Here is a 10,770-nt window from a genome sequence, read left to right on the forward strand (position 1 = left end):
ATGCAACTCGGCATGATCGGCCTCGGCCGGATGGGCGGCAACATCGTTCGCCGCCTGATGCGACAGGGACATTCGACCGTGGTGTACGACAAGGACGCCAAGGCCGTCGCCGGCCTTGCCGCCGACGGTGCGGCAGGTTCGGCGACGCTGGAAGAGTTCGTCTCGAAACTCGAGCGGCCGCGCACCGCCTGGGTGATGCTGCCTGCGGGACACATCACCGAGACGACGATCGACACGATCGCGGGCGTGATGCAGCCCGGCGACGTCATCATCGACGGCGGCAACACCTTCTGGCAGGACGACGTCCGCCGCGGCAAAGCATTGAAGGCGCGCGGCATCCACTATGTCGACGTCGGCACCTCCGGCGGCGTCTGGGGCCTCGACCGCGGCTATTGCATGATGATCGGCGGCGAGAAGCAGGTGGTCGACAGGCTCGATCCGATCTTCGCCGCGCTCGCGCCCGGCGCCGGCGACATTCCGCGCACCGAGGGACGCGAGGGCCGCGATCCCCGCATCGAGCAGGGCTACATCCATGCCGGTCCGGTGGGCGCCGGCCACTTCGTCAAGATGATCCACAACGGCATCGAATACGGCCTGATGCAGGCCTATGCCGAAGGCTTCGACATTCTCAAGAATGCCAATATCGAGGCCTTGCCGGCGGATCACCGCTACGATTTCGATCTCGCCGACATCGCCGAAGTGTGGCGGCGCGGCAGCGTGATTCCGTCCTGGCTGCTCGACCTCACCTCGACTGCACTCGCCGACAGCCCGCAGCTGTCGGAATATTCAGGCTTCGTCGAGGATTCCGGCGAAGGCCGCTGGACCGTGAATGCTGCGATCGACGAGGCGGTGCCGGCCGAAGTCTTGACCGCGGCGCTCTACACACGTTTCCGTTCCCGCAAGGAACACACATTCGCCGAAAAAATTCTCTCTGCGATGCGTGCAGGGTTCGGCGGCCACAAGGAGCCGAAGCAGCCGGGCGCGGCGAAGCCCAAATGAGATCAAGCAGGACGTAACAAGCGAAGGCCGACCATTCGTGACAAAAGACCCGCAGCCAAAGCGCAAGCCGGAAAATTGCGCCTTCGTCATCTTTGGCGTGACCGGCGACCTGACCCATCGGCTGGTGATGCCATCGCTGTACAATCTGGCGGCCGAGAATCTGTTGCCGGAAAAATTCTGCGTCGTCGGCGTCGCCCGCAAGAGCCAGTCGGATGACGAGCTGCGCGACGGCCTGATGAAGGGCCTGCGCGAATTTGCGACGCGGCCTGTCGACGATGACATCGCCAGGCAGCTGCTGCAATGCGTCACCTTCGTCGAGGCCGATCCGAAGGACCCGCCGTCGTTCGACCGCTTGCGCGAGCATCTGGATTCTCTGGAGTGCTCGCAAGGCACCGGCGGCAACCGCCTGTTCTACCTCGCGACTCCGCCGGCCGCATTCGCGCCGACCGCGCGGGAGCTCGGCCGCACCGGATTGATGAAGGAGAACGGCGCCTGGCGGCGGCTGGTGATCGAGAAGCCGTTCGGCACCGATCTCGCCTCGGCCCGCGCGCTCAACGCTGAGCTCCTGAAGATCATGGACGAACACCAGATCTACCGGATTGATCACTATCTCGGCAAGGAGACGGTGCAGAACATCCTGGTGCTGCGCTTCGCCAACGGCATGTTCGAGCCGATCTGGAATCGCAACCACATCGACCACATCCAGATCACGGTGGAGGAGAAGCTCGGCGTCGGCCATCGCGGCGGCTTCTATGATGCCACCGGTGCACTGCGCGACATGGTGCCGAACCATCTGTTCCAGCTGATGTCCCTCGTCGCGATGGAGCCGCCGACGCGCTTCGATGCCCATTCGGTCCGCTCCGAGAAGGCCGAGGTGCTCACCGCGATCCAGCGGCCGAGCCGGGAGGAAGCGCTGAGGAGCTCGGTGCGCGCGCAATATCTCGCCGGCCGCATCGGCGACGAGGAGATTCCGGACTACCGCAAGACCGCGGACATCAAGCCCGGCAGCACCACCGAGACCTATGTCGCGCTCAAGCTGATGATCGACAATTGGCGCTGGGCCGGCGTACCGTTCTATCTGCGCACGGGCAAGGCGCTGGCGCACAAGCGCACGGAAGTCGCGATCAAGTTCAAGCAGGCGCCGCTGTCGATGTTCTCAGGCACGGACATCGACCGCCTGTCGCAGAATTTCCTGACCATCGGCATCGCGCCGACCGAGACCATCGAGCTGCAGTTCAACGCCAAGATTCCGGGGCCAAGCATCACCATCGACGGCGTCGAGATGAAGTTCCGCTACGGCGACTACTTCCGCGTCGATCCCTCGACCGGCTACGAAACGCTGATCTACGACTGCATGATCGGCGACAATATCCTGTTCCAGCGCGCCGACGGCGTCGAGGCCGGCTGGCAGGCGGTGCAGCCGTTCCTGGACGCCTGGACAAGCGCCGGCACCAACGGCATCGAAACCTATGAAGCCGGAAGCGACGGCCCCGCCTGCGCCGATGAGCTGCTGCGGCGCGACGGGCGAAGCTGGCGGAAGTACTCGTGATGGCGGCGGCCGACCAGCCGAAGCTGATCGTCGAAGCTGATGCCGAAGCTCTTGCCCGCGCCGCGGCCGAACGGGTGATGATGCGGCTCGCGGCCAATCCCGGACGGATCGCGATCTGCCTCACCGGCGGCTCCAGCCCGAAGAAGCTCTATCAGTTGCTCGGCAGCGAAGCCTGGCGCGGCCGGATTCCGTGGGACCGCGTGCACTGGTTCATCGGCGACGAGCGGTTCGTGCCCGAGAGCGATCCCCTCAACAACATGGCGATCGCGCGTGCGGCGTTTCTCGATCGCAATGCGCCCGCCGGCCACATCCACCCGATTCCGACCACGGCCGAGACTCCGGATGCCAGCGCGGACGCCTATGCAAACGAGCTGCAGGCCTTCTATGGCGCAGACCGGCTCGATCCGCAGCGCCCGCTGTTCGATCTCGTCCTGATGGGCGCCGGGCCGGACGGCCACACCGCCTCGCTATTTCCGGGTTATCCCGAGATCGAAGAGACCCGGCGCTGGGTCGTCGGCGTCGCCAAGGCCAATGTCGCGCCCTTCGTGCCGCGGGTCTCGCTCACCCTGCCCGTTCTGGCCTCCTGCCGCGAGATGCTGTTCGAGATTGCCGGGCACGACAAGCGACCGATCTTGACGCGCCTCCTCAATGGCGAGAATCTGCCGGCCTTGCGCGCGCGCTCGAATGGCGAGACCGTCTGGCTGGTCGACCAGGCCGCGCTTCCGGAGGAAATTCGTGGGCCGCGCTGAAGCACCTTGTGCATTGATCGTGATGGGCGTGTCGGGTTCGGGCAAGAGCACGGTTGCGAAGGCGCTCGGCGAGCGGCTCGGCTGGCGTTTCGAGGACGGCGACAGCTTCCATCCCGCCAGCAACGTCGAGAAGATGCGGGCCGGCCATCCGCTCACCGACGAAGACCGCTGGCCCTGGCTGAACGCCATCGCCGACGAGATCGCGCGCGTGTGCGGACGCGGCGAGCACGTCATCATCGCCTGCTCGGCGCTGAAGCACGGCTATCGCGACGTGCTGCTGCGCGGTCGCGACGACGTTCGCTTCGTCTTCCTGAAGGGCACGAAGGAGCTGATCGCCGAACGGCTGGCCCATCGCAAGGGGCACTTCATGCCGCCCGAGCTGCTCGCGAGCCAATTCAACACGCTGGAGCCGCCCGAGGCCAGCGAGCACGTCGTCACCGTCTCGATCGACGAATCCGTCGAAGCGATCGTGGACGGCGTGGTGCGCCAATTGAAGCTGGGCAGCGCAATACCCAAGGTCCTGCCATGACGCAAATCTCACTCGTGGTCTCCGATGTCGACGGCACGCTGCTGACCAAGGACAAGACGCTGACCGAGCGCGCGAGAGGCGCGGTGCAGCGGCTGCACCAGGCCGGCATCGGCTTCACCATCACCTCCAGCCGCCCCGCGATCGGCATGCGCTTCCTGATCGAGCCGCTGGCGCTGTGGCTGCCGGTTGGTCCCTTCAACGGCTCCTCGATCGTCGATCCCGAGATGAGGCCGGTCGAGCAGCACCTGATCCCCGCGAGCGCGGCCGAGCGGTCCTTGCAGATCCTCCGCGAATTCGGCGCCGACATCTGGCTCTTCACCACCGACAAATGGCTGATCGACAATCCCAGCGGCAGCTACGTCGCCCACGAGCAGCACACGATCCGTGCCGACCCCACCATCGTGTCCGATTTCTCGCCCTACCTTTCGAGCGCCTGCAAGATCGTCGGCGCCAGTGCCGATGCCGCCGGGCTCGCGGCTTGCGAGAAGGCGATGCAGGAGGCGCTCGGCAGCGAAGCCACCGCGGTGCGCTCGCAGACCTACTATCTCGACATCACCCCACCCGGGTTCGACAAGGGCACCTTCGTCGAGGCCATGGCAAAGCGCCTCGGCATCGCCACCGACGCGGTCGCCACCATCGGCGATATGCAGAACGACCTTGCCATGTTCCGCGTCAGCGGCACCTCGATCGCCATGGGCAACGCCGCCGACAACGTCAAGGACCAGGCCACCCACGTCACCGCGAGCAATGAGCAGGACGGTTTTGCCGAGGCGATGGAGATGATCCTGAAGCGGAACGGGGTGGGCTAGAGCTAATTGGCCTTGAACGGGCGGATCAAGCCGCGGGCTCGCTGTAACCTCTCCCGCTTGCGGGAGAGGTCGCCGCGCCGCGGCGGGTGAGGGTTCTCTCCTCTTGGGGGGTCTCGCGAGTGGAGATACCCTCTCCCCAACCCTCTCCCGCAGGCGGGAGAGGGAGCGCACCTCCCTCGGAGCACCAGCTTACTTCGACCGCTGCACCGCCGCCTTCTCGCTCTCCTGCCTTGCCGCCGACAGATTTTGCGCCGTGTTGATCAGCGCGATGTGGGTCAGCGCCTGCGGGAAATTGCCGGTCTGGCGCCGTGCGACTGAATCATATTCCTCGGCCAGCAGGCCGACGTCGTTGGCAATCCCGGCCACGCGATCGAGCAAGGCTTGCGCCTTGTCGAGATCGCCCGACAGCACATAGGCATCGGCGAGCCACAGGCTACAGGCCAGGAACGCGCCTTCGAGCGGCGGCTGGTCCGCCGGCAGCTCGCGCGGATCATGCCGCAGCACGAAGCCGTCGCGCATCAGGCATGTCTCGACGGAAGCAATGGTGCCGCGGATGCGCGGATCCGATGCCGGCAGGAAGCCGACGGCCGGCAGCAGCAGGACGCTGGCATCGAGCAGCTTCGAGCCGTAGGATTCGACGAAGGCGTTCTCCTCCACATCGAAGCCCCTGTTGCAGACGTCGCGATGAATCGCATCGCGCAAGGTGCGCCAATGCAGGAGCGGCGCCTTGAAGCCGAAGGTCTCGGCGCTCTTGATGCCGCGATCGAATGCGACCCAGGTCATCACCTTGGAGAAGACGTAGTGCTGGGGCTGTCCGCGCCGCTCCCAGATGCCGTGATCGGGCCGGTCCCAGACCTCGGCCAGATGATTGAGCACGGCGCATTCCAGCGCCCAGGTCTCGTCGTCGAGCTGGAGCTTGGCCATGCGCGACTGGTGAAAGGCATCGATCAACTCGCCATAGACGTCGAGCTGGAGCTGCGCGTGCGCGGCGTTGCCGACCCGCACGGGCTGGGCGCCCTCGTAGCCGTCGAGCCAGCCCGCCTCCCATTCCAAGAGCCGCCGCTGCCCCCAGATGCCGTACATGATCTGCATGTTCGCCGGCGAACCCGCGGCTGCGCGCAGCAGCCAATTGTGCCAGGCCAAGGCTTCCTCGGTGTAGCCCGAGTTCATCAGTGCCAGCAGCGTGAAGGTGGCGTCGCGCAGCCAGCAGAAGCGGTAGTCCCAGTTCCTGCTGCCCCCGAGCTTTTCCGGCAAGGAGGTGGTGGGTGCCGCGACGATGCCGCCGGTCGGGGCGAAGGTCAGCGCCTTCAGCGTGATCAGCGAGCGCAAGACGAGATCTTGGTATTCGCCGTCGCGGGTGCAATGGCTGCACCAGTCCTGCCAGAACTTCTCGGTCTCCTGGAGAGCGACCTCCGGATCGATCGACCCGGGCGGCTCGATATGCGAGGGGCCGTAGGTCAGCACGAAGGGCACGGTCTCGCCTTCCTTCACCTCGAAGTCGGAGACGGTGGTCAGGTCCTCGCCGCGGGTCTCGACCGGCGTGCGCAACACCGTCATGTCCTGGCCGGCGATGGCCATCAAGGAATGGTCGATCCGTCGCACCCAGGGAATGTCCACGCCGAAGCCGAAGCGGATGACGAGCTCCATCCGCATTTTCACGGTGCCGCTGACGCCGCGGACCAGCCGCACGATGTCCGACGCCTTGCCGCGCGGCGGCATGAAGTCGATCAGCGCGACGGTGCCGCTCTTCGTCTCGAAACGCGTTTCGAGAATGAGGGTATTGCCGAGATAGCGCCGCGTGATGCGGTTCTCCGTCTCGCTCGGCGCGATCAGCCAGCGTCCGTTCTTGGGCGTGCCGAGGATGGCGGCAAAGCAGGCGTCGGAATCGAAGGCAGGCCAGCACAGCCAGTCGATCGAGCCGTTGCGCCCGACCAGCGCCGCGGTCTCGCAATCGCCGATCAGCGCATAGTCCTCGATCCTCTGAGACAATGTCGTGCAACCCTGGGAAACCCCGGCCGTTCAACTCCCGCCGGGCAATGAACGTTCCCGCGTCGCGGCCTTCAAGGCCGCGAGATCGATCCTGGACGCGATCTTGTCGAGGGCAACAGGAAGGCGCTGGCGCCAGTTCGGGTGCTCGTCGATCGTGCCGGGAATGTTGGGCTGGTCGATCACGCCCAGCAGGTCTTCCATTGACACCGCGAGCAGCCGGGACGGCGTGCGCGACAGGAAGGCGAGCACCGAATAGAGGTCGTTCGCTCGAATCCCGTTCTGGCGCAGGATCTCGTCGAGCCTGCCGAGCGCATCCCAGCGCGCCTGCTCGTTCTCGCCGGGATCGAGCCCGAGCGAGCGCTTCATCTTGAGGTCGCTGAAGGAGCGCCAGCCGGCATAGGTCGACAGGTCATGCGTGTTCAGCGTGACCAGCGCATTGGGCCTGTAGTGGTCGACATTGCGGAAATGGCCGGCATCGTCGCGCTCGAACATCATGACGAGATAGGACCAGATGCCGAAATCCTGCATCATCTCGCGAAAACCTTCAGGCACGGTGCCGAGGTCCTCGCCGATCACGATGCATTGATGGGCCGCGCTCTCGCGCGCCACGGCCGCCAGCAGCGCCTCGAACGGCATCTGCACATAGGCGCCGTTGTCGGGCTTGAAGCCGCGCGGCACCAGATAAAGCCGTTTCAGGCCGAGCACGTGATCGAGCCGGATGGCGCCGGCATGGCGCATCGACGCTGCGAGCATGTCCGCGAACGGCACGAACGACTGCGCTTCGAGCCCCCCGGCGTTGAAGCCGGCGAGACCCCAGTCCTGGCCGATGGTGTTGAGCACGTCGGGCGGCGCGCCGACGGCGAGATGGCGGGAGATCGCCGTCTGCTCGTTCCAGGCATCGAAGCCGTTGGACTGCACGCCGACGGCGACATCCAGATAGAGCCCGACCCGCATGCCGAGCCGGCTGGCGAGCTCCTTGGCAGCATGCAGCTGGCTATCGGCGGTCCATTGCACGAATTCGACGAACTCGACCTCGCGCTTGTCCGGACCATTGCGCAGCTCGGCGCATTTCGCCTCATTCGGCTGCTGCCATTCCACCGGCCATTCCCACCAGGGGGCGTTGAAGCGATGGCGCAGCACCTCGAAGCAGGCAAAGCGGGACAGCAGCGGCGCGCGGGCGGCACGGAAGGCGTTAAACGCCTTGCGGCGCGCCTCGCTCGCGCTTGTCACGAAGCTGTCAAAGGCGGTGCGAAGACCCCGCCATTTCAACGCCGCCATGTCGGCATAAGGGACGCGGTCACCTTCGCGCAGGCGGGCGGCCGTCGCCGCCGCGCCGGGCACGAGGCTTGCCGAGAATTCGGGAATCGCCTCGACGTCGATATAGAGCGGGTTGAGGAAGAGCCGGCTGTTCGGCGAATAGGGGCTGCAATCGGCCGGGTGGTCGTCGAACAGGACATGCAGCGGATTGAGCCCGACGCCGTCGGCCCCGAGCTGCTTGGCAAGCCGGACCAGCCCTGCGAGGTCGGTGAAGTCGCCGATGCCCCAGTTGCGGTCCGAACGGACGCTGTAGAGCTGGACGGCGAGCAGCCAGCCGCGGTCAAAATCGCCGCCGAAGGCGCGCTCGGGCGCCACGATCATCGGCACCTCTTCCGTCACGCCTTCGGCATCGGTCAGCGTCAAGCGGTGGTACCCGAGCGCCAGGCCGGCGGGCCAGGCGATGACGGGCTCGCGCGTCTCGCCTTGGGCGATCACATTGCCGTTGCCAAGGATTTTCCATTGCAGCGGCGGCGCGCCGATCGCCGCCAATTCCGTGCGCGGATGTCCCAATGCGCGGACCACGACCGGCCCGCTGACGAAGCGGTAGACCCGCCTCTCCGGCAGGGCATCGAGGATGGATTTGAGCGCCTCGGGCGCGGTGATGCGCAGCTTGCCGAGGGCGTCAACGAATTCGGACTGAACGCCCTTGATCCGGGCTTGAGCTAAAAGATCCATTCGGCACGCAGCTTGCAGGCCATTGTTTGGCCAAGGGCATCGATTTTAACGAGGTCGCGGAAGACGTTAGTCGGGCTCAACTCACGAGTCATGCCTGCCGTTCCCGGGGGGAACTAATGACACACAAGCGGCTTTCTATATAGGTATCAAGCGTAGGTTCCCGACAAGGGAAACGGGCCCCTGCTTTCTTGTCAATGGCATCACCGTGAACAAGACAATTCAAACTGTCGAAAGTGCCGCAGCCGGCAGCGCTTTCCTGATCGAGGACGTCTATCCCTCGGTGGATGGCGGCCGCTTCGCGGTGAAGCGGATCGTGGGCGAACCGGTCGAGGTCTGGGCAGACATCTATCGCGGCGGCGACGCCGTGATCGCTGCCGCGCTGATCTGGCGCCGCGAGCAGGAGCGCGAATGGCGGAGCGAACCGATGACCCATCACGGCAATGACCGCTGGTCCGGTGCGTTCACGCCCGTTGAGCCCGGCCAATATGTCTACGCGATCGAAGCCTGGACCGATGAGTTCGCCACCTGGTCTCACGCGGTCGCGCGCAAGCAGCGCGCGGGAGCCGATGTCAGCCTCGATGCGATCGAGGGCGCCGGACTCCTGACCAAGGCGCATGGCGCGCGACAGGACGCAGCGGCGGTCATCATCAGGCAGTGCGAGGATTATCTCAGGAACGGCGACGTCAATTCGCTGCTCGCAACCGAGCTCGGCGAAGCCATGGCCGAGAGCCAGTCCCGGCCCGACCTGACGCGCTCGGAGCTCTTCCCGCTGACGGTCGACCGCGACAAGGCGCGCTTCGGCGCCTGGTATCAGATGATGCCGCGCAGCCAGAGCGCATTGCCGGGCCGGCATGGGACGCTGCGCGACTGCATCGCGCGCGTGCCTGACATCGCCGCCATGGGCTTTGACGTGCTCTACTTCACGCCGATCCACCCGATCGGCCATACCCGCCGCAAGGGCCGCAACAATGCGCCGGTGGCGCGTGACGGCGATCCCGGTTCGCCCTATGCGATCGGCTCGGCCGAGGGCGGCCACGATGCCCTGCATCCCGAGCTCGGCACGATCGAGGATTTCCGCGCGCTGGTTGCGACCTGCCTCGAATACGGCCTCGAGCTTGCGCTCGACTTCGCCGTGCAGTGCTCGCCGGACCATCCCTGGCTGACGCAGCATCCGGAATGGTTCAAATGGCGGCCGGACCGCTCGGTCCGGACGGCGGACGGCCCTTATTCCGACATCGTCATCCCCGATTTCGGCTCGGTGGATCGGGCCGGCCTGTGGAACGCGTTTCGCGATGCCATGCTGTTCTGGATCGACCATGGCGTGACCATCTTCGCCATCGACAATCACGACACCGCACCGCTTGCATTCTGGGAGTGGCTGATCCGCGACATCCGCCACCGTCACCCCGAGGTGATCCTGTTCTCCAAGACCTACGCACGGCCGAAGCTGATGAAGGGCCTCGCCAAGCTCGGCGTTGCGCAGTCCTTTACCTATTTCCCCTGGCGCACCTCGCGGTGGGAGCTGGAGCAATATCTCGGCGAGCTGACGCGCTATCCCGAACGCGACTTCTATCGTCCGCACATGTTCGTCAACACGGCCGACCTGTTGCCCTATCACCTTCAGAGCGGAGAGGCCTGGGCATTCAAGTCGCGCGTCGCGCTGGCGGCGACGCTCTCGGGCAATTACGGCATCTTTGGCGGATTCGAGCTGCTGGAGCATGAAGCGATTCCCGGCCGCGAAGAATATCTCGATTCCGAGAAGTACCAGATCAGGCAGCGCGACTGGGACAAGCCCGGCAACATCAAATCCTACATTGCCGAGCTCAACCGCGTCCGCAACGAGAACGCGGCGCTGCAGCAGACGGCCAATCTGCGCTTCCTCGGCATCGAGGACGGCGAGACGATCGCCTTCGCGAAGGAGGCGGCTGATCCGGCCAACACTGTCGTCATCGTTATCGCGCTCTCGCGTCATGTGCGTGAATGCTGGCTGCCGCTCGGCGACGTCACCATTGACGCCGGTGGACGGCGCCACCATGTGACGGCACTCGAAGACCTTCTCACCGGCGAACGGTCCCGCATCGAATGGGGCGGGATCAGGTTGCGTATTGATCCCGACCGCGATCCGGCGCTCCTGTTCCGCTGCCTGGCGTAAAG

The 10,770-nt window shown here is 65.5% G+C and carries 8 protein-coding genes; 6 read left to right on the top strand and 2 right to left on the bottom strand.

The genetic code is table 11. From position 1 onward, the window contains the following. Genes gnd through AC1RQP_RS07845 form a run of 5 tightly spaced genes read left to right on the top strand, consistent with a single transcriptional unit; the run spans nt 1 to nt 4,635 of the window. Nucleotides 1–999, top strand: a complete 999-nt coding sequence (gnd, locus tag AC1RQP_RS07825; RefSeq protein ID WP_492936521.1) for a phosphogluconate dehydrogenase (NAD(+)-dependent, decarboxylating) — start codon at nt 1–3, stop codon at nt 997–999. Between the two features lie 37 nt (nt 1,000–1,036). Then, complete coding sequence (gene zwf / locus AC1RQP_RS07830) at nt 1,037–2,548, top strand: glucose-6-phosphate dehydrogenase (protein WP_239626683.1); 1,512 nt, start codon at nt 1,037–1,039, stop codon at nt 2,546–2,548. After that, nucleotides 2,548–3,297, top strand: a complete 750-nt coding sequence (gene pgl / locus AC1RQP_RS07835; protein ID WP_492936522.1) for a 6-phosphogluconolactonase — start codon at nt 2,548–2,550, stop codon at nt 3,295–3,297. Before zwf ends, pgl begins: the two co-directional genes overlap by 1 nt. Then, nucleotides 3,284–3,826 carry a gluconokinase gene (locus tag AC1RQP_RS07840; RefSeq protein ID WP_492936523.1) on the top strand — a complete coding sequence of 181 codons (543 nt, stop codon included), beginning with the start codon at nt 3,284–3,286 and terminating at the stop codon, nt 3,824–3,826. Before pgl ends, AC1RQP_RS07840 begins: the two co-directional genes overlap by 14 nt. After that, nucleotides 3,823–4,635, top strand: a complete 813-nt coding sequence (locus AC1RQP_RS07845) for an HAD family hydrolase (protein WP_492936524.1) — start codon at nt 3,823–3,825, stop codon at nt 4,633–4,635. The genes AC1RQP_RS07840 and AC1RQP_RS07845 overlap by 4 nt, the downstream gene beginning before the upstream one ends. 189 nt (nt 4,636–4,824) lie before the next feature. Here the strand turns inward: AC1RQP_RS07845 and AC1RQP_RS07850 are convergent, their stop codons facing one another. Together AC1RQP_RS07850 and malQ are read right to left on the bottom strand one after the other, a co-directional pair. Beyond that, on the bottom strand, nt 4,825–6,624 hold the full coding sequence (locus AC1RQP_RS07850) for a glycoside hydrolase family 15 protein (protein ID WP_492936525.1): 1,800 nt from the start codon (nt 6,622–6,624) through the stop codon (nt 4,825–4,827). A gap of 30 nt (nt 6,625–6,654) precedes the next feature. Beyond that, nucleotides 6,655–8,616: a 4-alpha-glucanotransferase gene (gene malQ, locus AC1RQP_RS07855; protein ID WP_492936526.1), complete on the bottom strand. Its 1,962-nt coding sequence runs from the start codon at nt 8,614–8,616 to the stop codon at nt 6,655–6,657. A 205-nt stretch (nt 8,617–8,821) separates the two neighbouring features. On the opposite strand from malQ, the gene AC1RQP_RS07860 reads away from it, so the two are divergent. Next, complete coding sequence (locus AC1RQP_RS07860; RefSeq protein WP_492936527.1) at nt 8,822–10,768, top strand: maltotransferase domain-containing protein; 1,947 nt, start codon at nt 8,822–8,824, stop codon at nt 10,766–10,768. The last annotated feature ends 2 nt before the right edge of the window (nt 10,769–10,770 follow it).

The sequence above is a fragment of the Bradyrhizobium sp. GW821-FHT13H06 genome, assembly GCF_058803975.1.